This window comes from Nonomuraea ceibae (genome assembly GCF_019396325.1).
Classification (GTDB): Bacteria; Actinomycetota; Actinomycetes; order Streptosporangiales; family Streptosporangiaceae; genus Nonomuraea; species Nonomuraea ceibae.
In genome coordinates, this window is sequence record NZ_JAHKRO010000044.1 from 41,310 (window position 1) to 68,270 (window position 26,961).

At 75.5% G+C, this 26,961-nt stretch carries 26 protein-coding genes; 18 read left to right on the forward strand and 8 right to left on the reverse strand.

Going from position 1 to position 26,961, the window contains the following annotated elements:
* Positions 1-76: 76 nt before the first annotated feature.
* Both KME80_RS25445 and KME80_RS25450 read left to right on the forward strand, forming a co-directional pair.
* Complete coding sequence (locus KME80_RS25445; protein WP_219508657.1) at positions 77-622, forward strand: carboxymuconolactone decarboxylase family protein; 546 nt, start codon at positions 77-79, stop codon at positions 620-622.
* Entirely contained in the window at positions 615-2,147 is a 1,533-nt protein-coding gene (locus KME80_RS25450; protein ID WP_219508658.1) for an NAD(P)-binding domain-containing protein, read from the forward strand. Before KME80_RS25445 ends, KME80_RS25450 begins: the two co-directional genes overlap by 8 nt.
* 10 nt (positions 2,148-2,157) lie before the next feature.
* Here KME80_RS25450 and KME80_RS25455 read toward each other — a convergent pair whose 3' ends face one another.
* Together KME80_RS25455 and KME80_RS25460 are read right to left on the reverse strand one after the other, a co-directional pair.
* Entirely contained in the window at positions 2,158-3,294 is a 1,137-nt protein-coding gene (locus tag KME80_RS25455) for a carboxylate-amine ligase (protein WP_219508659.1), read from the reverse strand.
* 123 nt (positions 3,295-3,417) lie between these two features.
* Entirely contained in the window at positions 3,418-3,951 is a 534-nt protein-coding gene (locus KME80_RS25460) for a helix-turn-helix domain-containing protein (protein ID WP_308125928.1), read from the reverse strand.
* Positions 3,952-3,989: 38 nt separating this feature from the next.
* Between KME80_RS25460 and KME80_RS25465 the strand changes: the two genes are divergently transcribed.
* The 3 genes from KME80_RS25465 (at position 3,990) to KME80_RS25475 (ending at position 7,354) form a co-directional block, all read left to right on the forward strand.
* Positions 3,990-5,285, forward strand: coding sequence for an alpha/beta hydrolase family protein (locus KME80_RS25465; protein ID WP_219508660.1), 1,296 nt, complete (start codon positions 3,990-3,992; stop codon positions 5,283-5,285).
* A 74-nt stretch (positions 5,286-5,359) separates the two neighbouring features.
* Positions 5,360-5,848, forward strand: coding sequence for a MarR family winged helix-turn-helix transcriptional regulator (locus KME80_RS25470; protein ID WP_219508661.1), 489 nt, complete (start codon positions 5,360-5,362; stop codon positions 5,846-5,848).
* Positions 5,849-5,920: 72 nt separating this feature from the next.
* Positions 5,921-7,354, forward strand: a complete 1,434-nt coding sequence (locus KME80_RS25475; protein ID WP_219508662.1) for an MFS transporter — start codon at positions 5,921-5,923, stop codon at positions 7,352-7,354.
* Here the strand turns inward: KME80_RS25475 and KME80_RS25480 are convergent.
* Entirely contained in the window at positions 7,351-8,661 is a 1,311-nt protein-coding gene (locus tag KME80_RS25480) for an FAD-binding oxidoreductase (protein ID WP_219508663.1), read from the reverse strand. The two genes, KME80_RS25475 and KME80_RS25480, sit on opposite strands and share 4 nt — an antisense overlap.
* A gap of 81 nt (positions 8,662-8,742) precedes the next feature.
* Here KME80_RS25480 and KME80_RS25485 point away from each other — a divergent pair, with 81 nt between their 5' ends.
* Both KME80_RS25485 and KME80_RS25490 read left to right on the forward strand, forming a co-directional pair.
* Positions 8,743-9,699 carry a helix-turn-helix transcriptional regulator gene (locus KME80_RS25485; RefSeq protein WP_308125929.1) on the forward strand — a complete coding sequence of 319 codons (957 nt, stop codon included), beginning with the start codon at positions 8,743-8,745 and terminating at the stop codon, positions 9,697-9,699.
* Positions 9,692-10,612, forward strand: a complete 921-nt coding sequence (locus tag KME80_RS25490) for a serine hydrolase (protein WP_308125930.1) — start codon at positions 9,692-9,694, stop codon at positions 10,610-10,612. The genes KME80_RS25485 and KME80_RS25490 overlap by 8 nt, the downstream gene beginning before the upstream one ends.
* On the opposite strand, the gene KME80_RS25495 is transcribed toward KME80_RS25490, so the two are convergent.
* The gene (locus KME80_RS25495) at positions 10,603-11,535 is read right to left on the reverse strand and encodes an MBL fold metallo-hydrolase (RefSeq protein ID WP_219508664.1); all 933 of its coding nucleotides are present in this window, start codon (positions 11,533-11,535) and stop codon (positions 10,603-10,605) included. The genes KME80_RS25490 and KME80_RS25495 overlap by 10 nt on opposite strands.
* A 99-nt stretch (positions 11,536-11,634) precedes the next feature.
* Between KME80_RS25495 and KME80_RS25500 the strand changes: the two genes are divergently transcribed.
* Positions 11,635-12,585 (forward strand): GlxA family transcriptional regulator, encoded by a 951-nt coding sequence (locus KME80_RS25500; protein WP_219508665.1) that lies wholly within the window; start codon positions 11,635-11,637, stop codon positions 12,583-12,585.
* Between the two features lie 21 nt (positions 12,586-12,606).
* Here the strand turns inward: KME80_RS25500 and KME80_RS25505 are convergent, their stop codons facing one another.
* A complete protein-coding gene (locus tag KME80_RS25505; protein ID WP_219508666.1) occupies positions 12,607-13,560 on the reverse strand; it encodes an ArsR/SmtB family transcription factor in 954 nt (317 codons plus the stop codon).
* A 57-nt stretch (positions 13,561-13,617) separates the two neighbouring features.
* Here KME80_RS25505 and KME80_RS25510 point away from each other — a divergent pair, with 57 nt between their 5' ends.
* Positions 13,618-14,595, forward strand: a complete 978-nt coding sequence (locus KME80_RS25510; protein ID WP_219508667.1) for an MDR family NADP-dependent oxidoreductase — start codon at positions 13,618-13,620, stop codon at positions 14,593-14,595.
* 13 nt (positions 14,596-14,608) lie between these two features.
* Here KME80_RS25510 and KME80_RS25515 read toward each other — a convergent pair whose 3' ends face one another.
* On the reverse strand, positions 14,609-15,172 hold the full coding sequence (locus KME80_RS25515; RefSeq protein ID WP_219508668.1) for an SPFH domain-containing protein: 564 nt from the start codon (positions 15,170-15,172) through the stop codon (positions 14,609-14,611).
* 384 nt (positions 15,173-15,556) lie between these two features.
* Between KME80_RS25515 and KME80_RS25520 the strand changes: the two genes are divergently transcribed.
* From KME80_RS25520 to KME80_RS25530, 3 genes are read left to right on the forward strand one after another with little or no spacing between them, the layout of a single operon-like run.
* Positions 15,557-16,357 (forward strand): hypothetical protein, encoded by an 801-nt coding sequence (locus KME80_RS25520; protein ID WP_219508669.1) that lies wholly within the window; start codon positions 15,557-15,559, stop codon positions 16,355-16,357.
* Positions 16,354-17,478, forward strand: a complete 1,125-nt coding sequence (locus tag KME80_RS25525; protein ID WP_219508671.1) for a sensor histidine kinase — start codon at positions 16,354-16,356, stop codon at positions 17,476-17,478. The genes KME80_RS25520 and KME80_RS25525 overlap by 4 nt, the downstream gene beginning before the upstream one ends.
* The gene (locus KME80_RS25530) at positions 17,475-18,137 is read left to right on the forward strand and encodes a response regulator (protein ID WP_219508672.1); all 663 of its coding nucleotides are present in this window, start codon (positions 17,475-17,477) and stop codon (positions 18,135-18,137) included. Before KME80_RS25525 ends, KME80_RS25530 begins: the two co-directional genes overlap by 4 nt.
* Here KME80_RS25530 and KME80_RS25535 read toward each other — a convergent pair.
* Positions 18,128-18,586, reverse strand: coding sequence for a DUF3592 domain-containing protein (locus KME80_RS25535; protein ID WP_219508674.1), 459 nt, complete (start codon positions 18,584-18,586; stop codon positions 18,128-18,130). The genes KME80_RS25530 and KME80_RS25535 overlap by 10 nt on opposite strands.
* Positions 18,587-18,681: 95 nt before the next feature.
* Between KME80_RS25535 and KME80_RS25540 the strand changes: the two genes are divergently transcribed.
* Positions 18,682-21,705 (forward strand): AfsR/SARP family transcriptional regulator, encoded by a 3,024-nt coding sequence (locus KME80_RS25540; RefSeq protein WP_219508675.1) that lies wholly within the window; start codon positions 18,682-18,684, stop codon positions 21,703-21,705.
* 73 nt (positions 21,706-21,778) lie between these two features.
* Positions 21,779-22,714 carry an NAD-dependent epimerase/dehydratase family protein gene (locus tag KME80_RS25545; protein ID WP_219508677.1) on the forward strand — a complete coding sequence of 312 codons (936 nt, stop codon included), beginning with the start codon at positions 21,779-21,781 and terminating at the stop codon, positions 22,712-22,714.
* A 14-nt stretch (positions 22,715-22,728) separates the two neighbouring features.
* Here KME80_RS25545 and KME80_RS25550 read toward each other — a convergent pair whose 3' ends face one another.
* Positions 22,729-25,347, reverse strand: a complete 2,619-nt coding sequence (locus KME80_RS25550; protein WP_219508678.1) for an AAA family ATPase — start codon at positions 25,345-25,347, stop codon at positions 22,729-22,731.
* Between the two features lie 141 nt (positions 25,348-25,488).
* On the opposite strand from KME80_RS25550, the gene KME80_RS25555 reads away from it, so the two are divergent.
* The 4 genes from KME80_RS25555 to KME80_RS25570 all read left to right on the forward strand — a co-directional run.
* Positions 25,489-25,974, forward strand: coding sequence for a GNAT family N-acetyltransferase (locus tag KME80_RS25555; protein ID WP_219508679.1), 486 nt, complete (start codon positions 25,489-25,491; stop codon positions 25,972-25,974).
* Between the two features lie 70 nt (positions 25,975-26,044).
* Positions 26,045-26,287, forward strand: coding sequence for a hypothetical protein (locus tag KME80_RS25560; RefSeq protein WP_219508680.1), 243 nt, complete (start codon positions 26,045-26,047; stop codon positions 26,285-26,287).
* Positions 26,287-26,625 (forward strand): ArsR/SmtB family transcription factor, encoded by a 339-nt coding sequence (locus tag KME80_RS25565; RefSeq protein ID WP_219508681.1) that lies wholly within the window; start codon positions 26,287-26,289, stop codon positions 26,623-26,625. The genes KME80_RS25560 and KME80_RS25565 overlap by 1 nt, the downstream gene beginning before the upstream one ends.
* A 152-nt stretch (positions 26,626-26,777) precedes the next feature.
* A partial coding sequence (locus KME80_RS25570; protein WP_443681632.1) for a family 4 glycosyl hydrolase occupies positions 26,778-26,961 on the forward strand: 184 nt, incomplete at its 3' end.

The window sequence follows — 26,961 nt, forward strand, 5'->3', positions numbered from 1 at the left end:
ACCGGAAAGGAGGCGTTGACAGGCGCGCATTACACAACGATCATGCAGGTGCCCGGTCGTCCGAAGGAGTTGTGTCTTGCCCCACGTCACCATCGATTCCGGAATGCCGGGCATCCGCGGCCTGTTCGCGTTCCGGCCCGAGACGGCCCGGCCGCTGAACGCGCTGGCGGAGGTCCTGCTGCGCGGCGACAGCACGCTGACCCGCGGTGAGCGCGAGCTGATCGCCGCCTACGTGTCAGGGCTCAACGCGTGCTCCTACTGCACCGCCTCCCACTCGGCGTTCGCCGCCGCGCAACTGCCCGAGGGCGCGGACCTCGTCGCCGCGGTCCACGCCGACGCGGCGACCGCGCCGGTCACGCCGAAGCTCCGTGCGCTGCTGGCCGTCGCCGCCGCCGTGCAGCGCGGCGGCAAGAACGTCACCCGCGAGCTCGTCGCCGCCGCCGAGGCCGAGGGCGCCACCGAGGTGGAGATCCACGACACCGTGCTGATCGCCGCCGCGTTCTGCATGTTCAACCGCTACGTCGACGGCCTGGCCACCGACACGCCGGACGACGACTCCTTCTACGCCGCCTCCGCCGAGCGCATCGTCGAGCGGGGCTACACGAGCGTCGCCGATGGATGACGAGCGGCACCGCTACGTGATCATCGGAGCCGGTCCCGCCGGGCTCCAGCTCAGTTACTTCCTCCAGCGCGCCGGCGCCGACTACCTCACCCTCGAACGCGAGCACGCGCCCGGCGGCTTCTTCCGCCGCTACCCCCGCCACCGGCGGCTCATCTCGCTCAACAAGGTCAACAGCGGCGAGAAGGAGCGCGAGATCCAGCTCCGCTGGGACTGGAACTCGCTGCTCTGCGACGACGGCCCCGACCTGCGCTTCGACGCCTACTCGCGCGAATACTTCCCGCACGCCGACGACCTGGTCCGCTACCTGGGCGACTTCCACGCCCTCCACGGGCTGAACGTCCGCTTCGACACGCCGGTGACCCGCGTCGGCAAGCGTGACGGGCTGTTCGAGGTGCACGCCGGCGACCGCGTGGTGCGCGCCGAGTGCGTGATCGTCGCCTCCGGCTGGAGCGGCCCGTACGTGCCCGACATTCCGGGCATCGAGCTCGCGACCGGCTACGAGGACGTGCCGACGGCGGGCGAGGAGTTCACCGGCCGCCGCGTCCTGATCATCGGCAAGGGCAACGCCGCGTTCGAGACCGCGATGGCGCTGCTGCCGCACGCGTCCGTCATCCACCTGGCCAGCCCCAGCCCGGTCCGGCTCGCCTGGACCACCAAGCACCCCGGCCACGTGCGCGGCCAGTACGGGGCGCTGCTGGACAGCTACTGGTTCAAGACGCTGCACGCCGTGCTGGAATGCACCGTCGACAAGCTCGAACGCCACGGCGAGGGCGTGCGCGCCTCCATCACCTACACGCTGGCCGACGGCGAGCGGGCCGAGCTCGACTACGACGCCGTGGTGCGCTGCACCGGCTTCGTCATGGACACCGGCCTGTTCGCCGAGGAGTGCCGGCCGCAGATGGCGCCCGGCGGGCGGCTGCCGGCCATCCGGCCCGACTTCCGCTCGGCCAACGTCGACGGCCTGTACTTCGCGGGCACGCTGATGCAGGCGCGCGACTTCAAGCGGGCCTCGTCGGCGTTCGTCGACGGCTTCCGCTACAACCTGCGCGTGCTGGCCGCGCTGCTCGGCGAGCGCTACGACGGCGTACCCCTGCCCGAGGGCGCGGTGCCCGCCGAGGCCGAGGCGCTGACGCGGTCGATGCTGGCGCGGGTCAACCACAGCTCGGCGCTGTGGACGCAGTTCGAGTACCTGTGCGACGCCTACGTCGTCGACGGCGGCGTACGGCACTACCGGGACCTGCCGGAGGACTACGCGGTCGAGCGGTTCGGCGGCGGCGGGCTGACGTTCACGGTCACGCTGCGGTGGGGGCGGCGCGACTACGCCGACGTGTTCGCCATCCGCCGCCACCCGGAGCCGGAGCGGGCCGAGGAGTGCGCGTTCCTGCACCCGGTCGTCCGGGCCTGGCGCGGCGGCGAGCTGCTGGCCGAGCGGCACCTGCTGGAGGACCTGCAGGCCCGCTGGGACGACCCGGCCCGGCACGCCGAGCCGCTGCGCGCGTTCCTGGCCCGCTGGCTGCCCGGCTGAGCCCGGCCGGTCAGCGGGTGAAGCGGCCGATCAGGTCGTCCACCACGTCCGTCAGCAGGCCGCGCCGCGCGAAGGCGGCGCGCTGGCGGGCCGCGCCGCTGCCCGACGCGCGCAGCCGCCGCCACAGCTCCTGGACCGCCTCCAGGTCGCCGCTGGCGGCCAGCGCGGGCCGGACCAGCTCCAGCAGCTCGGCCACCAGCTCGGTGGCGGGACGCGGCACGCCGGTGAACGGGTCGACCGCGTGGCCCTCCAGCCCGTCGCGGGCGCTGCGCCAGTAGGCCACGCGCAGCAGCGGCTCGGCCGGCCGGGGGCCGGGGTCGCCGTCGCGCGCCCGCTTCGCGCACACCGTCACCAGCGCCCGGACGAGCAGCGCCAGCAGCGTCGCCTCGGCCGTCGAGGCGGGCACGTCGCCGACGCGCACCTCCACGGTCGGCAGGCGGGCCGACGGGCGGGCGTCCCAGAACAGGGTGCCGGGGTCGACCACCGCCTCGGACGCGGTCAGCGCCGCCACCAGCCGGTCGTGCTCGGCGGCGCTCGCGCAGTAGGGCGGCGGCCCGGCCACCGGCCACTTGCCCCAGGCCAGCACCCGCCAGGCGGCGTAGCCGGTGTCGCGGCCCTCCCAGAACGGCGAGTTGGCCATCAGCGCGATCAGCGCGGGCAGCCAGGGCCGCAGGTGGTTGCAGACGAGCACGGCCAGCTCGCGGTCGGGCAGGTGCACGTGCACGTGCCCGGCGCAGATGCTCTGCTCGTCGTGCAGCGCCCGGTAGGCGGCGATGCCCTGGTCGTAGCGGGCGCCCTCGGTGATGGGCGGCGGCACCGCGCCGGGCAGGACGGGCGTCCCCGACGCGATCACGGCCAGCCCTTCGGCGCGGGCCGCGGCGGCCACCGCCCGGCGCATGCCCGCGAGCTGGCCGCCCAGCTCCGCCACGCCCGCGCACGGAGCCGTCTTGGCCTCCACCTGGAAGCGGGTGATCTCCGCGCCGACGCGGTCGCCGAGCTCGGCGGCGGCCCGCTCGACGACGGCCCGCGCCCGCGGGGCGACCGCCCGGGTGGCCGGGTCGACGAGCAGGTACTCCTCCTCGACCCCCATGAGCGGGGTGACGGCGTCGAAGGGGAGGTCGAGCGTGGTCTCTGCGGTCGCGGTCATCTCATCTCCGGCTCACGGGCGGACTTCCTCCCGATCATGCTGCCGTAACCGCCACCCGGCCGCGAGGACCTTCGCCAGGTTCAGGGGTAGCGTGCGTGGCCCGGCCCAGGGAGGCCGGCGTCGCTATCCGGCGTCCTCGCTCGGGAACAGGATCGGGCTGAGCAGGTAGCGGGACCGGCCGGGTCCCGGCTCGTTGGCCAGCTTGGGCGCGATCGCGGCGCGCAGCCCGGTGATCAGCTCGTCGAGCTCCTCGGGGCTGAGCCAGACGGCGTGCTGCCGGTAGCCGACCAGGTCCGCGATCGGGTCGGCGTGCTCCCGGTCGAGGTAGGCGTTGAACTCGGCGAGCAGGATCGCCATCGCCGTGGCGAAGCCGCGCCGGTGGTCGTCGGGCGTCAGCGTCCGCATCAGCTCGGCGTCGATCACCGCCCGGTCCTGCCGCAGCCGGTAGCGGCGCTCGACCGCGCCGCGCACCCGCTGCTCGCCGGCCACCTCCAGGACCCCGCCGGCCGCCAGGAGGTCGACGTGCCGGTAGACGGTGGCCTTGGAGACGTCGGGAATCAGGCCGCACAGCTCGGTCGTGGTCAGCGTCCGCCCGCCGCGCATGGCGTGCACGACGCGCAGCCGTACGGGGTGGCCCAGGAGCTCCAGCGTGTTCACTCCCGTACGATCTCATGTCGTGCTACCGTTCTCAAACTATGAGAATATTAACGGGGGCGGAGACGACCGCCCGGACGGTCGCCGAACTCGCGCACACGGGACGGTTCGCGGAGCTCGAGCGGCTGTTCGCGGCGCCGCTGCGCAAGCTGATCGACGCCGAGGCGGTGCGCGCGGCCTGGGCGGGCGCGATCGCCGAGCGGGGGCCCGTCACCGGCATCGGCGAGCCCGCGACCGAGCGGGCCGGGCCGGGCCCGGCCCGCGTGAGCGTCCCGGTCACCGGCGAGGGCGGCGGGCTCGCCGTCGTGGTCGCCGTCGACGCCGACGGCCTGCTGCACGACCTGCGGCTCACCGCGCTCACCCCGCCCTGGGAGCCGCCGCCGTACGCCGACCCGGCGGCGTTCGGCGAACGCGACGTCATGATCGGCGACGGGCCCCTGGCCGTCCCCGGCACGCTGAGCCTCCCGCACGGGCCCGGCCCGGCGAGCCTGCCGAGCGGGCCCGGCCCGCGTCCGGGCGTCGTCCTGCTGAGCGGGGCAGGGCCGTTCGACCGCGACGCCACCAGCGGGGCCAACAAGCCGCTCAAGGACCTGGCCTGGGGACTCGCCACACGCGGGGTCGCGGTCGCCAGGTTCGACAAGGCCACCCACGTCCACGCCGCCGCCGAGCTCACCATGACCGGCGAGTACGTGCCGTACGCGACCGCCGCCGTCCGCCTGCTGCGAGACGAGCCGGGCGTCGACCCGGACCGCGTGTTCGTCCTCGGCCACAGCATGGGCGGCAAGGTCGCCCCGCGCGTCGCCGAGGCGGAGCCGGCCGTCGCCGGTCTGGTGATCATGGCCGGTGACACGCAGCCCATGCACGAGGCCGCCGTCCGCGTCGTCCGGCACCTCGCGTCGCTGGACCCGGGGCCGGACATGGACGCCGCCGTCGAGACGATCACCCGGCAGGCCGAGGCGGTCGCCGACCCGGCCCTGTCGCCCTCGGCCCCGGCACAGTCGCTGCTGTTCGGCCTGCCCGCGCCGTACTGGCTGGAGCTGCGCGGCTACGACCCCGTCGCGACGGCGGCAGCGCTGGAGCGGCCCATGCTCATCCTCCAGGGCGGCCGCGACTACCAGGTGACCGTCGAGCACGACCTGGCGGGCTGGCGCGCCGGGCTCGGCCACCGGCCCGACGTCACGATCCGCGTCTTCGACGCCGACGACCACCTGTTCTTCCCCGGCACGGGCCCGTCGACCCCGGCCGGGTACGAGCCCGCGCAGCACGTGGACCCGGCCGTGGTCGCCGACGTCGCGGCCTGGATCGGAGGCTGGTCGGGGGAGGCGCCGGCCGGGTGACGGGGCGCGTGAGCCGACTCCGGGCAGGGTCGTTGCGGATAATCCGGATGGGGACGATTGGCTAGGCTGGTGGCATGACCGCAATGGCGCCCGGCCGCACTGAGCCCGACCTGTCGTTCCTGCTCGACCACACCAGCCACGTGCTGCGGACGAGGATGGCCGCTGCGCTGGCCGAGATCGGCCTGACGGCGCGGATGCACTGCGTGCTCGTCCACGCCCTGGAGGAGGAGCGCACGCAGATCCAGCTCGCCGAGCTCGGCGACATGGACAAGACGACGATGGTGGTCACCGTCGACGCCCTGGAGAAGGCCGGGCTGGCCGAGCGCCGCCCGTCGAGCACCGACCGGCGGGCACGCATCATCGCGGTCACCGAGAAGGGCGCCGAGATCGCCCGGCGCAGCCAGGAGATCGTCGACGGCGTGCACCGGGAGGCGCTGCACGCCCTGCCGGAGGGAGAGCGCGAGACGCTGCTCGCGGCGATGCGGCGGCTGGCCGAGGGCCACCTGTCCACCCCGGTCGAGGTCGCGCCGGGTGCGCGCCGGGCCCGCCAGTCCCAGAAATAGGTCCGACGGGGATCGTCTACAACAAAACCATCTGTTAGGGTCTCACCTGTCCGCATCTGAACAGGAGAGGCCATGTCCCCCACCCCATCGCGCCCGCTCGCGCTGATCGCGCTGTCGGCCGCCGGCCTGATGACCATCCTCGACGGCAGCATCGTCACCGTCGCGATGCCCGCCATCCAGCGCGACCTCGGCTTCACCGCGGCCGGGCTGAGCTGGACCGTCAACGCCTACCTGATCCCCTTCGGCGGCCTGCTGCTCCTGGCCGGGCGGCTCGGCGACCTGATCGGCCGCAAGACGGTGTTCCTCGCCGGAAACGTGATCTTCGCCGCCGCGTCGCTGCTCGCCGGCCTGGCCGCCACCCCCGCCGTGCTGATCGCCGCCCGCTTCCTCCAGGGCGCCGGCAGCGCGCTGGCCTCCGCGGTCGTGCTCGGCATCCTGGTGACGCTGTTCACCGAGCCACGCGAACGGGCCAAGGCCATCGGCGTGTTCAGCTTCACCGGCGCGGCCGGGGCCTCCATCGGCCAGGTGCTCGGCGGCGTCCTCACCGACGCGCTCTCCTGGCACTGGATCTTCTTCATCAACCTGCCGATCGGCCTGGCCACCGTCGCCCTGGCCGTCCGCGTCCTGCCCGCCGACCGCGGCGCCGGCCTCGCGGCGGGCGCCGACACGCTCGGCGCCGCCCTCGTCACCGGCGGCCTCATGCTCGGCATCTACACCGTCGTCAAGATCGAGGAGTACGGCTGGGCCGCCGGGCACACGCTGGGCCTGGGCGCGCTCTCGCTCGCGCTGCTGGCCGGGTTCTTCGCCCGCCAGGCCACCGCCCGCAGCCCGCTCATGCCGCTGCGCGTCCTGCGCTCCCGCAACGTCGCCGGCGCGAACCTCGCCCAGATGCTGAGCCTGTCGGCGATGTTCGCCTTCCAGATCCTCGTCGCGCTCTACATGCAGAAGGTGCTCGGCTACGGCGCGCTGGAGACCGGCCTGGCGATGCTCCCGGCGGCCGTCGCCATCGGCGGGGTCTCCCTGTTCGTCTCCGCCCGGCTCAACCACCGGTTCGGGGCCCGTGCCGTGCTCGTCGCCGGGCTGGTGCTGCTGCTCGCCGCGATGGCCTGGCTCACCCGGGTGCCGGTGCAGGCGTCGTACGTCCCCGACCTGCTGCCCGTCATGCTGCTGATCGCCGGAGGCGGCCTGGTGCTGCCCGCCCTCGCTACGCTCGGCATGTCCGCGGCCAGGGCCGACGACGCGGGGCTCGCCTCCGGCCTGTTCAACACCACCCAGCAGATCGGCATGGCGCTGGGCGTGGCCGTCCTGTCCACCATGGCCGCCTCCCGGACCGGCGAGCTGCTCGGCCAGGGCGCGACCCAGGCGGCGGCCCTGACCGGCGGCTACCGGCTGGCGTTCGGCATCGCGGCCGGGCTCCTGCTGGCGGCGCTCCTCGTCGCGCTGACCGTGCTGCGCCCGCCCGCCCGCGCCGCCGCCGCGTCACCCGCCCCCGTGGTCACGCACTAGGACGCGGGCGCGACGTTGTAGTTGAACCGGAACACGTTGCCCGGGTCGTACACCGCCTTGATCACGGCCAGCCGGGCGTGGTGGGCGGCCGGGTACGCGGTGCGCACCAGCTCCGGGCCGGCGGCCTCCCCGTGGCCCATGAAGCTGAGGAAGCGGCCCAGCGTCCACGGCTCCAGCTCGCGGAACACCTCCGCGGGCGCCGGCCGCCCGTCCATCGTCAGGACCGCCAGCATGAACGCCGCGTCCCGGTGCCCGACCGCGTTCGGGTGCGCCGGGGGAGCGGCCAGCGCGCCGCCCAGGTGACGCAGCTCCACGATGACCTCCGGACCGGCGTGCGCCAGGATGATCCCCGCCGCCTTCTCGTCCAGCTCGCGCAGCATGGCGTTGTCCGCGCCCCACGGCATCGGCGTCGGCGGGTCGTCGTGGATCGAGGCGCACTCCGCGTACGGCATCTCCCGCAGCGTCTCCAGCACCCGCGGGCCGACCCGCCGCAGCGGCTCGACCAGGCGCTCGCCCTCCTCCGCCGGGCCGGTGTACGCGATCCGCACGTGGCACAGCCGCCCGTCCGGACCCGGGATCAGCGCCAGCGAGGAGTTCATCTCCGCCGGGACGCCCGCGGTCCACTCCCGGTACGCCTCCAGCGCCCCGGGGGCGAGCCGGGCGTCGAAGAACAGGCCGCCCCCGTACAGCCGGGACACCTCCACCAGGCCGAACTCCAGCGCCGTCACCACGCCCACGTTGTCGCGCCCGCCCACCAGCGCCCAGTACAGGTCCGGCTCGGAGTCCGGCGTGACCCGGCGGGCCCGGCCGTCGGCGGTCACCACGTCCAGCGCCAGCACCCGGTCGGCGGCCCAGCCGTGGGAGCGCCCCAGCAGCGCGAGCCCGCCGCCCAGCACGTACGAGACGACGCCCACGTGCGGCGCCGACCCGTTCAACGGGGCCAGCCCGTACGGCGCGGCCTCGGCGATCACCTGGCCGAGCCGGGCCCCGGCCGCCACCCGGGCGGTCCGGGTCTCCGGGTCCACCTGGACGCCGGTCATGCGCCGGGTCGAGATCAGCACGCCGCCCGTCGCGGGGACCGAGAACCCGTGCCCGGCGCTCTGCACCGCCACCGGCAGGCCGTGCGCCACCGCCGCCTCGACAGCGGCCGCCACGTCCCCGGCCTCCCGGGCGCCGACGATCACGTCGGGGCGGTGCCGCACCGCCAGGTTGAAACCGGTCAGCTCCTCCTCGAACCCGTCCTGGCCAGGCAGGAACACCGGTCCGGCCACCCGGCCGGCCAGCGCGGAGGCAAGGGTGCGCGTCATGTCGTACTCCGTTCGTCTCGTCAGGGTCAGCACGGCCAGCCTGGCGACATAACATGACATCTGCCGTCATATTCTGAACGGGTGAAATTCGACCGGCTGCTGTCGATCATGCTGGTGCTCCAGCACCGGCGCCTGGTCCCCGCCAAGGAGCTGGCCGAGCTGCTGGAGGTGTCGCAGCGCACCATCTACCGCGACCTCGAGGCGCTGTCCGCCGCCGGCGTCCCCGTCTACGCCGAGCGCGGCAAGCACGGCGGCGTCGGGCTGCTGGCCGGGTTCCGCACCGACGTCACCGGGCTGACCACCGACGAGGCCAGGGCGCTGTTCGTGCTGAGCGCCCGGGGCGCCCACGCGGCGCTCGGCCTGGACCAGGCGTTCGGCTCCGCGATGCGCAAGGTGATGGCCGCGCTCCCCGCGCCGCACCGGCCCGCGGCCGAGCTGACCAGCCGCCGCATCCTCGTCGACCCCGACCGCTGGCTCGCCGGCCCCCGCCCCGACTTCCCGCTCGACACCCTGCTCGACGCGGTCCTCGCCGACCGGCGGCTGCGCCTGCGCTACCGCCACAGCGGCCAGCGCGCCGTCCGCGGCTACACCGTCGACCCGTACGGGCTGGTCGCCAAGGCCGGCGTCTGGTACCTGGTCGCCGACCACCGGCGCCGCCCGTACCTCTACCGCACGGAACGCATCTCCCGCGTGACCGTCACCCCCGAGCCCGTACGCCGCCGCCCCGGCGTGGAGCTGGCGCAGGTGTGGGACGAGCTGCGCCGCCAGGTGGAGCAGCGCGGCGACGGCATCCGGATCGAGACGCGCATCCGGCGGTCACGCCTCGACATGGTGACCCGCATCGCCGGCGGCTACTTCAGCGGCCCGCCCGAGGACGATGGGCCCGACTGGGTGCGCGTGCCGTTCACCTACCCGGAGCTGGGCGCGGTCTGCCACCTGCTGCAGTTCCACGCGGACCTCGAGGTCACCGCGCCCCCCGAGGCCCGCGACTACCTGTCCCGCGCGGCCTCCGCGATCTCCGCCCTGTACCGTGACTGACAGGGCGGCCGAGCTCCAAGAGATCTTCGACCGGGCCGGATGCCAGGGCGCGCTGTGCGTCCGGCCGCTCACCGGCGACGCGGAGATCGGCCTGCGCCCCGCCGAGCCGGTCGTGCCCGCCTCCGTGGTCAAGGTGCAGATCGCCCTGGAGGCCGAGACCTGGTTCGCCGATGGCCGCCTCGACCCGCGCGAGCGCGTCCCCCTCCGCGCCGCCGCCCGCACGCCTGGCCCGGTCGGGACCTCGCTGTTCGAGGACGACACGGTCATCTCGTTACGGGACATGGTCACGCTGGCGCTGACGATCAGCGACAACCACACCGCCGACACGCTGCTGCGCCGCACGGGCGTCGCCGCGGTCAACGCGACCGCCGCGCGACTCGGGCTGGCCGCGACCGTGGTCGAGTCCGACCTGGCGGCCATGCTCGACTCGATGGGGCGCGAGCTCGGCCGCGCGGGCTGGGAGGACCTGGTCACCTGGTCGGCGGGCGCGCCGCCGGAGGAGGTGGCGCGGGCCGAGCGGCGGCTGCCCGGGTGCCGCGCCCTCGACCCCGCGCGCGGCACCCGCACCACGCCACGCGACATGACCGAGCTGCTGCGGCTGATCTGGTCCGACGCCGCCGGCCCGGCCGCCGCGTGCGCGCGGGTGCGGGCGCTGATGGGCCGCCAGCTCACCCGCCACCGCATCGCGAGCGGCTTCCGGCAGCCCGTCCGGGTGGCGGCCAAGAGCGGCGGCCTGGCCGGGGTCGTCCGCAACGAGGTCGGCGTCATCACCTGCCCTGACGGCGGGCGCTACGCCGCCGCCGTCTTCACCCGGTCCGAGCCCGGCGCGGACGACGCTGCGATCAACGCCGCCATCGGCGCCGCCGCCGCGCGGGCCGTCGCACTGCTGCGCGACGGTGCTGGTCAGGGATAGCGGGCGTTGACGAACGGGCTGGTCAGGTGGGCCGTCGCCAGCGTGGCGCGGCGGCGCCTGGCGTCCGCGAGCAGGGCGCGGCGCGTCTCGGCGGCCACCGCCTGGTCCGCCTCCAGCGCGTAGCCGACGTCCGGGGCGACCAGTTGCACGGCGTGCACCAGCACGTCGCCCGTGATCACCATGCGCCGGCCGTGGCCGTCGACCAGCACCGACTGGTGGCCCACGGTGTGCCCCGGCGTCGGGATCGCGGTGAGCCGGCTGCCACGCGCGCCGGCCAGCCGCACCTCGCCGTCGATCTCGCGGAGCTGCCCCGTGCGCTGCAACGGCACGATCAGGTAGTCGCGCATCGGGCTGGTCGCCGCGAGCCGCGCCACCTCGGTCCGCTGGACCACGTACCGGGCGTTCGGGAACGTCGGCACCCCGTCCGTGCTCACCGACCAGCCCATGTGGTCCTCGTGGACGTGGGTCAGCACGACCAGGTCCACGTCCGCCACGTCGATGCGGGCGGCGGCGAGCAGCTCGGGCAGCACGCCCGGGGCGGCCCACGCCGAGCCGGGGCTGCCGGCCGGGCCGACCCCGGCGTCGACCAGCGCGATCCGCCCGCCCGGACGCCGCACCGCGTAGCAGCGGAAGTCGAGCTTCCAGGCGAGGTCGGGGCCGAACGCGCCCGGGTCGGCCCGGCGGGCCCGCTGCCAGTCCGCCTCCGTCGCGTCCGGGAACATCTCGGTACGCGTCGCCGGGAAGGTGTCGGCGGAGTCGCGGAGCGCCACCACGTCGAAGGCGCCCACGGATTTGGACGTGATGGCCCCGCCCGGCGACGCCCCGGCGTGGGCCGCCGCGGGAACGGCGGCCGAGGGCAGGAGCGCGCCCGCCCCGGCGGCGACCGCGCCCCACAGGAACGTCCGACGATGCACTCCGGTCATGATGTGTCTCTCCTCTGCGTTCGGCTCCGGGATCATCCTGATCGGGGCGGCGAAGGCGGCAGGAGTAGCAGGAATGCCAACATGCGCTACATTCCTGCCATGCGCAGCGTCGCTCTGCTTCTGCATGACGGGATGAGCGTGCTGGACTACTCGGTCGCCTGCTGGGTGTGGGGAGCCGACCGCTCCCAGGCCAGGGTGCCGCGCTTCGACCTGCGGCTCTGCTCGGTCGACGGGGCTCCGGTCACGATGGAGCCCGCCGCGCGGGTCCAGCCCGCGCACGCGCTCGACGGCCTCGCCGACGCCGACCTGATCGTCATCCCGGGCGCCGGCGTTCCCCAGGGGCCGCTGGACGGGCGGCTCGCCGACGCGCTGCGCGCCGCCGCCGGCCGGGGCGCCGACCTCGCCGCCCTGTGCAGCGGCGCGTTCGTGCTGGCCGCCGCCGGGCTGCTCGACGGGCGGCGCGCCACCACCCACTGGCTGCTGGCCGGCCGGCTCGCCGAGGCGCACCCCGAGGTCACGGTCGATCCGGACGCGCTGTTCGTGGAGGACCGCGGCGTCTGGACCTCCGCGGGCGCCACCGCCGGCATCGACCTGTGCCTGCACCTCGTACGGCTCGCGCACGGCGTGAACGTGGCCAACACCATCGCCCGCCACCTCGTCGCCGCCGGTCACCGCGACGGCGCGCAGGCCCAGTACGTCGCCAGGCCGGTGCCCGCCACCGGCTCGGCCGCCCCGGACATCGCCGCCACCCAGGCGTGGGCGCTGGAGCGGCTCGACCAGGCGCTGACCGTGGCCGACCTGGCCGCGCACGCCCGGACCAGCCCGCGCACGTTCGCCCGGCACTTCGCCGACTACACCGGCACCACCCCGGCCCAGTGGCTGCTGCACGCCCGCATCGCCCGCGCCCAGCAGTTGCTGGAGTCCACGACGCTGCCCATCGACCAGGTCGCGGCCCGCTGCGGCTTCGGCGTCACCGCGCTGCTGCGCCGCCACTTCGCCCGGCTGATCGGCACCACGCCGGGCCGCTACCGCCGCCTGTACGGCCACTGAACCCAAGCGCGGGGGCTGTCCTCAGGGCGACATCAGCTGGTCGGCGAGCGCCGTCCGCGCGTACAGCACCTGACGGCCCGCCCTCGTGCGGGACAGCAGGCCGTTGCGCCGCAGCACGGCGAGATGCTGGGAGACGGCGCTGGGCGTGACGCCGTGCCGCCGGGCGAGCTCCGACGTCGACATGGGGTCGTCCAGGGTCGCCAGCAGGCTCGCCCGCGTGGGCCCGATCAGCTCGGCGAGCGCCTCCGGCGGCGGTGCCGGGGACGTCTCCCACAGCGTGCCGATGCCCCGGCACCGGTAGATCACGGTGGGCGGCTCGCCGGGCCCGACGGGGGCGATGGTCTGCGGCGCGAACAGCGTGGGCACCAGCCACAGGCCGCGCCCGGCCACGTCGGCCTCGTAGTCCAGCGAGGCGCCGCCGTACACGCGCAACGCGCCGTCGGCGAAGCTCACCCGGTGGTCGAGGCCGCGCAGCACGGCGGCGGCGCCGTCGGCGGCAACCTGCCGCGCCCGGTGCAGCAGGTCGGCCTCCAGCACGGCCCGCATCCGGGGCCAGTGCGGGGCGACGGCCGCGTCCCAGTAGCGTCCCAGCACGCCGGCGATGGCGGCCGGATCGGTCGTCGCGGGCAGCGGATGTGTGCCGTAGACGGCGCGGAAGTCGGCTTGGGCGCGCTCGGGCGGGGTGCCGCGCAGGCGGTCGAGCTCGCCGGCGATGTCGGGTGAGCGTACGGCGGGGCGCGGGGTGAGGAAGTCGGGCAGCCAGTCGCGGCCGGGGCTGAGCAGGCCGTCGAGCACGGCGACGTCGGCGGGCGCCGCCCCGGCGAGCGCCGCGCGGGCCCGCCGGATCCAGGGCAGGTGGATCGCGTGCCGCTCCGGCCGCCGCAGGGCCCACAGGCTGGTGACGGCCTCCAGCAGCGGCGAGCAGGCGAAACGCACGTCCGCGAGGTCGTCGACGGACAGCCGGTAGGTAATCATTAAGCCAGAGCCTAAATCAGTGTCGGCGTGAGGCGGCTCCCGGTTGACTCCTCGGCCATGGCTGTCATCGTGCATCAGGTGGCCCGGCCCCACGAGTGGCCGGACACCGGAGACTTCGCATATGTCAAGATCCCCGACCCGGTGCCGGGCCCGGGACAGGCGCTGGTGGAGAACCTCTACCTCTCGGTCGACCCGTACATGCGGGAACGGATGGACACCGACGACCTCGGCATCCCCCTGGAGGGCCGCTCCATCGGCCGGGTCGCCGACTCGCGCGACCCCCGGCTCGCACCCGGTGACCTGGTCTTCCACCGCCAGGGGTGGCGCAGCCACGCCGTGGTTGCGCCGGAGGACGTCCGGATCCTGCCCCGGGCGCCCGGCGTGCCGGTCACCGCGTACCTGGGCGTGCTGGGCGGGACGGGCCTGTCGGCGTACGTGGCGCTCACCCAGGTGGCCCGGCTGCGCGAGGGGGAGACCGTGTTCGTGTCGGCGGCGGCCGGGGGAGTGGGCAGCGCGGCCGGCCAGTTCGCCAGGCTGCTCGGCGCCGGGCGGGTCGTCGGCAGCGCCGGCTCGGCGGCCAAGGCCGCCTACCTGACCTCCGAGCTGGGCTTCGACGCCGCGATCGACCACCGGGCGGGCGACCTCGGCGGCCGGCTCGCCGCCGCCGCGCCGGACGGGATCGACGTGTACGTCGACAACGTGGGCGGCGACCACCTGGAGGCGGCCATCGACGCGCTGCTCCCGCACGGGCGCGTCGCCTGGTGCGGCGCGGTCGGGCAGTACAACACGCCGGTCCCGCCCGCCGCGCCGCGCAACCTGTTCGACGTCGTGGGCAAGCAGCTCCGCCTGGAGGGCTTCCTCGTCCGCGACTACGGGCACCTGCAGCCCGAGCTGGAGGAGTTCGCGATCCCGCACCTGCGGGCCGGGCGGCTCGTCGCGGCGGAGACGGTCACCGAGGGCCTCGACGGCATGGCCGACGCCTTCATCGCCATGCTCCGCGGCGGCAACGTGGGCAAGATGATCGTCAAGCTGTAGCGGGACCGCGCCGCTACCGCGCGCCCGCCCGGCTCTCCAGCCAGTGCACCAGCCCGCCGCTGAGCGGGATCTGGACGTCGGTGACGTCGAGCAGCACCACCTCCACCCCCCACCGCCCGCTCGTCTCACTCACCCGGTCGGCCAGCGCGGCGTGGTCGTAAGCCGCCAGCGCCGGCAGCTCGGCCAGGTCCCGCTGGGCGATGTGACGCCGCAGTTCGCCCTCGACCGCCATCGCCGTGGCCGCCGCCGGGCTCTCGACCGCCGTCGCGAACCGTACCGGGTCGGTCACCGCCGTCAGCGCGGCCGCCGTGACCTGCACCGTCACCCCGTCCCTGGTCACCGCGCCGGGGCAGAACAGCTCGAGCGGCTCCAGCCGCAACGGCACCCGCACCTCCCGGTCCAGCACCGGCCACATGACCACCGGCCCCGGCCCGCGCACCCCCTTCGTCCGCCCGAACCTGCGCACCACCAGCCGCTCGTCCTCGCCCACCACCCGGAAGCAGCGCCCGGCGATCACGAGAAGGGACAGGCCCAGCAGGATCCACAGCCCGGGCTCAGCGATGTCGAGTGCGTCCATATGGGCCCTCTCCCTCCATGGTCGTGCCGCGGCCATGCGGGTGAGCAGGCGCTCCGGGGGACCTTCCGCCCCTCACGCATGGCCCTACAGTCTGCCCGTCCCCGGCCGGGAACTCCATCGGGCCTGGCACCCATCTCCGGCCGGGCCACCATGTAGACGGGAACCGCAGGTCGCGCGGTCAGCGGCGGCAGGCGGCCAGGGTGGTGAGCCCGCCCTCGGCGAGCCGCTCGCGCGGGTACGGGCCGCCTTGACGCCGTCCTCCGGGCCGGCGAAGCCTGACCCGCCGCACCGCATCCGGGCTGGTTGTCAATACCTCTGGGGTCTTGGGGTCGGGGGACCTGGCGGAGACGCGGGGGCCCGGGGTGGGGCGGGATCGTCGACGGCATGCGAATCTCCAGGCTTCAACTCGCGGCGGCGGTCGTGTCGCTGCTCACTCTCATCACGGCCCTGGTGACGGCGGGGCTGCCCGCGCCGTCGTACACGGCCGGGTTCGCGCCCCATCTCGTGACGGCGGGGGCCGCGCTGGCGGGGGCGGTGTTCGCGCTGGTCCCCCGGCTGGCGCCGCTCGGGTGGGCGGCGGCTGTGCTGCTGCTCTGGTCGGCGGGCGGGGTGGTGCTGGACGGGTTCCGGGCGTTCTTCGCGGTCACCGGCATCCCGGCGGGCGACTTCGCGACGGTCGACTGGCCGGGGATGGCGGGCCGGGCGCTAGCGCTGGCCGCGACCGGGCTGGTGGGCGCGCTGATCCTGCGGCGGACCCGGGTGCCGGGCGGGCCCTGGCTCGGCTACACGGCGTTCGCGCTGGGCTTCGTCTACCCGACCGCCAAGCTCTACTGGTCGTTCGGCGGCGAGTTCCTGCGCCCGGCGGTGTACGCGGAGGGGTTCCCGTACGGTGAGCTGGTCATGCTGGTGGTGGGCGCGGCCGGGTCGCTGGCGCTGGTGCAGGGGTGGGGGCGGCGGCTGCCGCGCCGGCTGGTGCTGGCCGGCGGCTGGACGGGAGCCGCCATGCTGGCCACGATGGGAAGTATGTCGGTTTTCGGCACGCTTGCGCAGCTTCTCGGGGTGACCGACGGCCCGGTGCCGCTCGGTGACGCCTCGGCCGTCATCATGGTGTCCGTGGTCTATGGAAGCTGGCTGCTGTTCGGGCTCGCCGTGGGTGGGGCCACGCTGGCCTTCCAGCGCGGATGAGCCCCGCCCGCAGGTTCGACGTCACCGTCGCGTTCGTGCTCGGACTGCCGGTCTTCCTGCTGTCCGCCGTCGTGGCCGTGCTGTCCGTGCCCGGCCCGAGGGCGATCGTCCTGGTGGCGGCCTGCCTGGTGGCGCACGTGGCGTTCGCGTTCCGTCGGGACCTGTGGGCGTTCGCGGTGATCGCCGGGGTGATGGCAGTCCAGGCGGCGGTGACCGGCCTGTTCATGGTGCTGCCGACGGTCGTGCTCTTCCCGCTCGCGCTGTATTCGCGCACCGCGTACGGCAGTCCGTACCCGCCGCTGGTCGTGGGCGTGGCGGGGGCGGGGCTGGCGGCGGCCAGGTTCGCCACCGACGCCAGCGTGGCCGCCGCCCGGCTCGGCCCGGACCCGTGGATGCTGCTCGGCCTGCTGCTGGCCGTCGTCGTCGCGGCCTGGGGCCTGGGCCTGCACCGCAGGAGCCAGCTCCGCTACGTGGCACTGCTGGAGGAGCAGGCCACGATGTCGGCCGAGCGGGCCACGCTGGCGGAGCGGGCCAGGATCGCCCGCGAGATGCACGACGTCGTCGCGCACGCCCTCGCCGTGATCGTCGCCCAGGCCAGGGGCGGCCGGCTGGCGCCCGCCCGCGCCCCGGAGGTGCTGGCCACCGTCGAGGAGACCGGGCGGCAGGCGCTCACCGAGATGCGCGGCCTCGTCGGCGTCCTGCGCGCCGAACCGGCCGGGCTCACGCCGCAGCCCGGCCTCGCCGACCTTCCCGGCCTGCTCGACCGTACGCGCGCGGCCGGGCTCGACGTCACCATGACCGCCTCCGGCGAGGCCAGGCCGATCGGCCCGGGGGCGGAGCTCGCGCTCTACCGCGTGGTCCAGGAGGCGCTGACCAACACGCTCAAGCACGGCGGCGGCGCGGCCCGCTCGTCGGTGGACGTGTCGTGGACCCGGGGCGCGCTGGAGGTGACGGTGACCGACGACGGCCCGCCCCCGGCCCCGGGCGCGCCCCCGGGACACGGGCTGGCCGGGATGCGCGAGAGGATGGCGGCCGTCGGCGGCACCGTGTCCGCCCGGGCCGAGGGGGAGCGGGGGTTCGTGGTGAGGGTCCGGCTGCCGTACCGGGAGGGCTCGCGATGACGATCAGGGTGTTCGTGGTCGACGACCAGGACCTGGTGCGCACCGGCACGGCCATGGTGATCGACGCGCAGGACGACATGGCGGTCGTCGGCGAGGCGCGCGACGGGCTCGACGCCCTCGCGGGCCTGGCGCGCGTCAGCGCCGACGTGGTGCTGATGGACGTGCGGATGCCGCGCCTCGACGGCGTCGAGACCACCCGCCGCCTGCTGGCCGGGGGCGGCCCGAAGGTCATCGTGCTGACCACGTTCGACCTGGACGAGTACGCGTTCGCCGCGCTGCGGGCGGGCGCGTCGGGGTTCCTGCTGAAGGACGCGCCGGCGGACGAGCTGGTGGCCGCGGTGCGGACCGTCCACGCGGGCGACGCGGTCATCGCCCCGTCGACCACCCGGCGGCTGCTCGACCACGTGGCCCCCACGCTGCCTCGGCCCGCGGACCCGGGCGTCCAGCTCACCGAGCGGGAGCGGGAGGTCCTGCGGCGCATCGCGGCGGGCGAGACGAACGCCGAGATCGCCGGCCGCCTCTACATGGCGGAGGGCACGGTCAAGACCCACGTCGGCCGCATCCTGGCCAAACTGGGGCTCCGCGACCGCGTCCAGGCGGTCATCTGGGCCTACGAGCACGGCTACGCCAGGACCGGCGGGCCCGGCCCTCACGCGTGACCCCGCCGCCCCCTGACGAACAGCACCGCGCCCACGGGGGTGAACAGCAGCCCCAGCCCGCCGACGATCAGCGGGCCGAGGAACCCCGACGAGAACGAGGCGATCCGCGCGTCCGCCGGGTCGCCCGGGTCGTAGGCGACGGGCACGCTCTCGCCCGTCGCGTAGGACGGCGGGTTGCTGCCGGTGGAGTCCCGGAACGTGTACGTCCGGCCGCCGACGCTGAACTCCACGGTCGGGTACCACACCGACTCCCGGCGCCGGTGCCCGTCGGAGTTGCGAGGCTTGGTGGTGATCCGCTCCGTCATGTCGACCACGGTCCCGTCGGCCCGCCCGGCCGAGGACAGGAAGCTCGCAGAGGAGACGGCCAGCGCGACGCCGACGCCGAGCAGCACCAGCCCGACCACGCCGAAGATCGCGCCGAGCAGGGTGAGAGGCCGTCCGATGTGCATGGGACGAGTGTGGCGCAAAGGGACAACTGATTTCGACTGCGCGAACCGTTGATCAACAATACGGTGGGGGCATCGCGAGTGCGGGAGCGTGGTGCGTGACGGAACTGGCCTGTGGCGTCCTGGGTCCGGTCTTCCTCCGGGTGGCCCGGCGAACCGTCGAGCTGAGCGGCAAGCAGAGCGCCCTGCTCGCCGTCCTCGTGCTCGACGCGAACGCCACCGTGTCCCGGGACCGCCTGGTCGCCGCCCTGTGGGACAGCCCGCCCACCTCGGCCGTCTCCAACCTGCAGACCTACGTCGCCCGGCTGCGCAAGGCGCTCCCGGCCGGGATCCGCATCCTCACGAAGGGCACCGGCTACCTGCTGGAGGCCGACGCCGACCTGATCGACCTGCTCGTCTTCGAACGGGAGACCCGGCTCGCCCGCTCGGCCGCGGCCGAGGGCGCGCAGGAGGCCGCCGCCGGACACTACGAGCGCGCGCTGGCGCTGTGGCGCGGCCAGCCCGCCGAGGGCGTCCGCCTGCCGGCCGGCGTGCTCGCCCGCCTCGACGAGCTGGAGGAGCGGCGCACGCGGACCCGCCTCGACCACGCCGAGACCAAGCTCGGCCTCGGGCACGCCCAGGACGTCATGAACGACCTGCGCCGCCTGCTGGCCGAGCACCCCCTCCAGGAACGGGCCTGGTACCTGCTCATGCTGGCGCTGGCCCGCACGGGACAGCGCGACATGGCGCTCGACGTCTTCCGGCAGGCCCGCGACGTGCTCGTGGGCGAGCTCGGCGTGGAGCCGGGCAAGGACCTGCAGCAGCTCCAGGCCAGGGTGCTGGGCGGCGACCTGCCGTCGGGCGCGGCCCCCGGGCCGCGTGACGGGGGCGTGTGCCAGCTCCCGCCGGACGCCGCCGACTTCGTCGGCCGGGCCGACGAGCTGGCGGCCGCGCTGGAGACGCTGCGCCCGGCCCGCCCGCAGGCGGGCCCCGAGTCGCCCGTCCCCGTGTGCGTGATCTCCGGTCAGGGCGGCGCCGGCAAGACGACGCTCGCCGTCCACGCCGCCCACCACCTGCGGCGCGACTTCCGGGACGGCCAGCTGTACGTGAACCTGCACGGCGCGGGCCAGTCGCCGGTCACGCCGGAGACGGCACTGGGCCGGTTCCTGCGCGCGCTCGGCGTCGACAGCGCCGCGATCCCCGCGAGCCTGGAGGAACGGGCGGAGATGTACCGGGGGAAGCTGGCCGACCGGCGCTTCCTCGTGGTGCTCGACGACGCCGCGGACGAGGGCCAGCTCCGCCCGCTGCTGCCCGGCACCCCGGGCTGCGCGGTGCTGGTCACCAGCAGGCGGCGCCTGACCGGCCTGCCCGCCGCGCGCCGGATCGAGCTGCCGCTGATGCCGCCCGGCGAGGCGCGCGAGCTGCTGCGGTCGGTCATCGGCGCCGAACGGGCGGCCGAGGCGGCGGGCGACACCGACCGGCTCGTCCAGCTCTGCGGCGGCCTGCCCCTCGCCGTGCGGATCGCCGGGGCCAAGCTCGCCGCCCGCCCGCACTGGAACGTGGACCAGCTCGTCGCCCGGCTGCGCGACACCCGCGACCGCCTGCGGCACCTGTCCCACGGCTCCCAGGCGGTGCGGGCCACGCTCGCCGTGGGCTACCAGGGCCTGACGCTGCCGGCGCAGCGGCTGTTTCGCCTGCTCGGCCTGCTGGAGGCGCCGGACTTCGCCGCGTGGACGGCCGCCGCCCTGCTCGACGCGCCCCCGGCCGAGGCCGAGGACCTGGTCGAGGAGCTGGTCGACGTCCGCCTGCTGGACGTCGCGGGGCGCGACCGGAGCGGGCAGACCCGGTTCCGCTTCCACGACCTGACGCGCGCGTACGCCCGCGAATGCGCCGAGGCCGCCGAGACGGAGGCCGAGCGGACCGCGGCGGTGCGGCGGGCGGTGAGCGGCTGGCTCGCGCTGACCCGCCAGGCCCACATCAAGCTGTGCGGCGGCGACTACCAGCTCCCGCGCGGCGGCGACCTGCTCTGGTCGCCCGGCCCGCAGGTCACCGACGGGCACGTCCTGCCCGACCCGCTCGCCTGGATCGAGGCCGAACGCGCGGCCCTCGTCGCCGCCGTCCGCCAGAGCGCCACGCTGGCGGCGTGCTGGGAGCTCGCCGCCGCGGCCATGCACCCGCTGGAGACCCGCGGCCTCTACGACGAATGGCACGCGATGCACGAGACCGCCCTGGCCAGCACCCGCGCGACCGGCGACGTCCGGGGCCAGGCGGTCGCCCTCTACGGCCTGGCCCGCCTGCACTTCGCCCGCAACGAGCTGGCCCGCTGCGAGCAGGTCATCGAGGAGTCGCTGGCGCTGTTCGACAGGGCCGCCGACCCGTACGGCCACGCCCTGGCCCAGGTCACCCTGGCCGAGCTGCACCGCCTGCGTGGCCGCGCCGCCGACGCGCTCGCCTGCTACGAGCAGGCGGGCGACGGCCTGGCCCGCGCCGGCGACCGGTTCACCGAGATCACCCGCGTCCGCGGCATCGGCCGCCTGCACTTCAGCCAGGGCCGGTACGACCTCGCCACCCGCCACATCCGGCGCGCGATCAGGCTCGCGGACCGCACCGGCGACGTCCGCTCCCGCGAGTTCACCCGGATCGTCCTCGGCGAGATCGAGCTCGAACGCGGCGACCTCGCCGCCGCCGAGGACTGCTTCAGCCGGGCGCGGGCCTGCCTCGACGAGCTCGGCTTCCCCATCGGGATCGCCTACGCCGTGCTCGGGCTCGGCATGGTCAGGCTCGCCCAGCACGACCTGGCCGACGCCGAACGCCGGCTGCGGCACGCCCTGGAGATCTACCACGGCGTCCAGGACCGGGTCAGCCAGGCCCGCGTCCTGTTCACCTGGGCCGACCTGCGGCGCAGGCAGGGCCGCTCCGGCGAGGCGATCGCCACGCTGACCGAGGTCATCGCCATCGCGGGGGACATCCCCGCGCCCCGCCGCCAGGGCCTGGCCCTGCGCGCCCTCGGCGACCTGCACCACGAGCTCGGCGACCTGCCCCAGGCCGCCGACGCCTGGCGGCGCGCCCTCACCGTCCTCGGCGCCGCCTCGCCCGAGGCGGCCGAGCTCACGACGAAGCTGGAGCTGCACGGCCGGCCGTGAGGCGCCGATGTCACGTTCGCTGCCGCTGGATCCGTCTGGATGCCGGTACGCGGACGATGACGAGGAGGCTGTCATGAAGGTTCTGGTCGCGGGGGCCACGGGGGCGATCGGCCGCCCCCTGGTGGCGGCGCTGGTGGAGGCGGGCCACGAGGTGCTGGCCCTCACCCGGAACGCCGGGGTGCGGGTTCCCGGCGCCACCACGGTGGTGGCCGACGTGCTGGACCGCGACGGCCTGCTGCGCGCGGTCGGCGGGCTGCGCGCCGACGCGCTGATCCACGAGCTGACCGCGCTGGCCAAGACCCCGGCCCGCTACGCCGACATGGCGATGACCAACACGCTGCGCACCACCGGCACCGCGCACCTGCTGAAGGCCGCCCGCGCGGTCGGCGCGCGCCGGTTCGTCACCCAGTCGATGGTGCCCGGCTACGGCTTCCTCGACCACGGCGTCAGGCCGCTGACGGAGGAGGACCCGTTCGGCCAGGCGCGCGGCGCGAGGACCGACCCGGTCGTGGCGGCCATGCGCGCCACCGAGCGGCAGGCGTTCGAGGCCGACGGGATCGACGGCGTCGCCCTGCGCTACGGCGCGTTCTACGGGCTGACCGCGTCGCGGAGCTTCGTGGAGGCGCTGCGGTCCGGCAGGCTGCCGGTGCCGCGCGACGGCGGGCGGACCATGGCGTGGATCCACCTCGCCGACGCCGCCTCGGCCACCGTGGCTGCGCTGGAGAAGGGCGCGGCCGGTCAGGCGTACAACATCGTCGACGACACGCCCGTCACCTGGGGCGAGATGTTCCGCGAGCACGCGCGCGCGGCGGGCGTCAGGCCGCCGCGCGCGCTGCCGGACCGGGTCATCCGCCTGGCCGCGCCGTACTTCGCCGCCCTGATGGTCGACACGTCGATGCGCGTGTCGAACGCCAAGGCCAAGGCCGAGCTCGGCTGGACGCCCGCCCTGCCGGGCTACCGCGACGGCGTGCGGCGCGACCTCACCTCCCGTACGGCCCCGGCCGGCTGACCGGGGCAAGGCGGTCAGCGGCCGAGGGCGTCGGCGAGCTGCCTGCGTGAGGTGACGCCCAGCTTGGGGAAGGCTCGGTAGAGGTGGTGGCCGACCGTGCGGGGGCTGAGGAAGAGCTGCGCCGCGATCTCCCGGTTGCTCACCCCGGCGGCGGCGAGCCGGACGACCTCCCGCTCCTGCGGGGTGAGGCGGCCGAGCGGGCTGCCGGTGGCGGCGGTCTCGTCGATCACCTCGCCGGTGCCGCGGAGCTCCGCGCGGGCGCGGGCGGCCCACGGCGCGGCGCCGGCCCGGTCGAAGCCCTCCAGCGCGGCGCGCAGGTGGCGGCGAGCGTCGGTGCGTCGGCGGCGCCGGCGCAGCCACTCGCCGTACAGCAGGTGCGTGCGCGAGCGTTCCAGGCCCGGCTCGTGGTGGCCGAGCGCCGCGCCGAAGTGGTCCTCGGCCTGCTCGCCGGTGCTGGTGAGGGCCCGGCAGCGGGCGGCGAGGGCGAGCGCGGCCGGGCTGCCGGTCCGCCGCGCCCACCGCTCGTAGCCGGCCGCGGCGTCGGGGCGGGGCGTGCCGGTGCGGGCGGCGGCCTCGACCAGGCCGGGCAGCAGGAAGGCGGTCAGCATCGGCGGCCCCGGCGGGACGCGGTCCAGGTGGGCGAGCGCCGGGGCGGGGTCGCCGGCGCCGAGGTGCAGGAGGGCCAGCGCGTGACGGGCGTGGGCGGCGGCGGAGCCGATGTCGTGGGCGGTGGCGTGCGCGAGGGCGTCCCCGGCCAGCTCGCGGCAGCGGGTCTCGTCGCCTTCCAGGGCGGCGACGGTGGCGAGGGTGGCGCGCAGGTGGCAGGCCCGGTGGTCCAGCCCCGCGTACTCGGCGTGGCGCAGTCCCTCCGCCGCCGACTGCCCGGCCAGGTCCAGGGCGCCGAGCGCGAGCCGGCTCTCCGCGAGCAGGTGCAGGCACGTCGCCTGCCAGCCGAGCAGCCCGTGGGAGCGGCAGTGGTCCAGCAGGAGCGCGGCGAGCTCGCCCGCCAGGCGATGGTCGTCGACGGCGTACGCGGCGCGGGCGGCCAGGAAGCGCTCGCTGAACAGCGCCCCCGCGTCCCGGGCCGCGTCCTCCCAGCGGGGCGTCGTGGCCCGGCCGGTGAGGAGCAGGGCGACGCCGGTCAGCGTGCCGTGGGGGCCGGGAGGGGCGGCGAGCGCCCGTTCGCACACGCGCGCGGCCAGGCCGGGGTCACCCGCGGACAGGGCCGCGTGCACGGCCTCGACGGCGATGGCGGGCTCGCCGAAGTCCGCGCCGAGCAGCACCCGGACGGCTTCGGCGGCCGAGCCCGCGTTCAGCTCGAGCGCGGCCCGCACCCGGGCCGCCTCGGGCGAACCGGTCCCGTCGCCGTGCTCCAGGAGCGCGGCGACGCGGTGGAACAGCCCGGCGTCGGCGGCGACCTGGGCCGCCGTGACGAGGCGGCGCTGCCGGGCGGCGGGGTCGGCGCTGAGCTGGGCGGCGCGCTCGTACGCGGCGGAGGCCGAGGCCATGCCCTGCCGGCCGGTGGCGCGTTCGGCGGCGCGTTCCAGCTCGGCGGCGGCCCGCTCGTCGGGGCCGGTGGCGGCGGACGCCCGGTGCCAGGCGCGGCGGTCGGCGTGCTCGTCGCCGTGCAGGACGGCCACCAGGGCGTCGTGGGCGGCGATCCGCTCGGCGAACGTGGCTCCCTGGTAGGCGGCGGCCCGCACCAGCGGATGCCGGAAGGCCAGCGTGGAGCCCGTCAGGTGGATCAGCCCGGCCTTCTCGGCCGGTTCCAGGTCGGGCGCGGCGGCCCCGGCCGCGGCCAGGACGACGGCCGGATCGCCGGTGTCGTCGGCGGCGGCGACGAGCAGCGCCCGCCGGGTGAGCGGCGGCAGCAGGCCGAGCTGCGCGCCGAACGCGGCCTGCACGCGACCCGCCGCGCTGAGGCCGCCCGGCGCCGCCGGGAGCGGGCCGAGCAGCCCCGCGCGCTGCTCGGCGGTCATCGCCCGCGACAGCTCGACGAGGGCCAGCGGGTTGCCCTGCGCCTCCGCCGTGACCCGTTCGCGCACGTACGCGGGCAGCTCGCCGCCCGTCCGCGCCGCGAGCAGCGCCGCCGTGGCCGCCTCGTCCAGCCTGCCCAGCCGCAGCTCAGGCAGACCGAGCGGACGCGGCTCGCGCAGGGCGAAGAGCATCACCACGCCCTCGGCGTCCAGCCGCCGCGCGGCGAAGGTCAGCGCGTCCAGGGACGCCTGGTCCACCCACTGCGCGTCGTCCACCAGGCACAGCAGCGCCTGCTCCCCGGCGTGCTCCGACAGCAGCGTCAGCACGGCGAGCCCGATCAGGAAACGGTCGCGGCCGGTGGCCGCGGTCATGCCGAACGCGGCCCGCAACGCCTCCGCCTGCGGCCCGGGGAGCAGGTCCAGGTGGTCCAGGGCGGGCCGCAGCAGCTGGTGCAGGGCGGCGAACGGCAGCTCGTTCTCCGACTCGATCCCGGTCGTCCGCAGCACCCTGCCCGCGCCGGACGCCAGGTGGTCGAGCAGCGCGGTCTTGCCGATGCCCGCCTCGCCGGTCAGCACCAGCGCGGCGCTCGCACCGGCTCCGGCCTCGGTGAGGAGGCGGCGCAACTGTTCTTCTTCGGCGGCCCGACCGTACAACACCCGGCAAATGTACTGGCATGCCGGTCAGGGCGATCGGTCGCATTAGGTCGTCATGACCGATTCGGCGGCGGGGGCCGGGTGCCTACTGTCGGTGCCGTACCCCTACGCCGGCCTGGTTCCGGCCTGATTCGGCAGGAGAGCATGATGACGTTCACCCTGGAGACCGCCCGGCTGCGGCTTCGCCCGTTCACCGAGGAGGAGGCCCGGCACGTGGTGGCCGGGTCGCGCGAGGGCCGTAACTGGAGCCCCGGCTACCCCAGGGACGACGACCGGGACATCGCCGGGCTCGTCCTCAAGGGCGCCGGGGGTGATCCGCTGTTCGGGCCGCTGCAGATCGTGCTGCTCGGGTCGGGCGCGGTCATCGGCGGCCTCGGCTTCTTCGGCCCGCCCGACGAGGCGGGGACCGTCGGGTTCGGGTACGGCGTCGCCCCCGAGGCCGAGGGGCGCGGTTACGCGACCGAGGCGGTGCGGGCGCTGCTGCGGGAGGGCTTCGACGACGGCCGGGTCCGCCGCGCGCTGGCCGACACCGCGCACACCAACGTCGCCTCCCAGCGGGTGCTGGAGAAGGCCGGCCTGCGCCGGGTCTCCTCCGACGACAGCCTGCACTACTACAGTACCGAGGATTGACGCTGCGGTGTCGTGCAATTGCGAAATTGCGCAACTGCGTCGACACTGGAGCGCATGAATGCGGGATGCGATGAGTGAGGCCTTCGCGGCGGAGATCCGCAGGCGGGCCGACGAGGCGGCCGAGGCCCTGCGCGCCGCCGAACGGGCCGGTGACGCCGAGGCCGCGCTGGCCGCCGCCGGCGACCTGGACGAGGTGCTCCGGCTGGCGCGCGCCCACGGCGTGACGACGGGCCACGATGAGACGGGCCACGAGACGGGCCACGAGACGGGCGGCGAGGCGGGCGGCGAGAGACCGGGGGAGGGGAATGCGTGATGTCCGTCCCGCTGTACGAGGCCAAGGCGGAGCTGTTCCGGCTGCTGGGGCACCCGGTCCGGATCCGCGTGCTGGAGCTGCTCCAGGACGGGCCGAAGCCGGTGCGTGACCTGCTGGCCGCGATCGAGGTGGAGCCCGCCGGGCTGTCGCAGCACCTGGCCGTGCTGCGGCGTTCGGAGCTGGTCACCGCGCGCCGCGACGGCTCGACCGTGGTCTACGCGCTGTCCGGCGGCGACGTGGCCGAGCTGCTGCGCGCCGCCCGCCACCTGCTGCACGCCAAGCTGGCGGGCCGCCACGCCCTGCTCGACGAGCTCGAGGCGGAGGCCGGCAGCCGGTGAACCAGGCGCTCGCCGGGGCGTGGGCCATCGACCGGCTGGAGAGACGGGTCCTTCCTCCGGATGACGGCGGCGGGGCCCGTCCGCATAGGGCTTTTCCCGAAAGCGTCAGCTAAGGTCCCGGGTTAGGAAAGTTTCCTAACTAGGGAGTTCGCATGAAACTCGCCGTGATCGGGGGCGGCTCGACCTACACCCCCGAGCTCATCGACGGCTTCGCGCGGCTGCGCGACGAGCTGCCGCTGACCGAGATCGCGCTGGTGGACCCGGACGCCTCCAGGCTCGGGCTGGTGGCGGGCATGGCGCGCCGGATGCTGGCGCACGCCGGGCACCCGGCCCGGG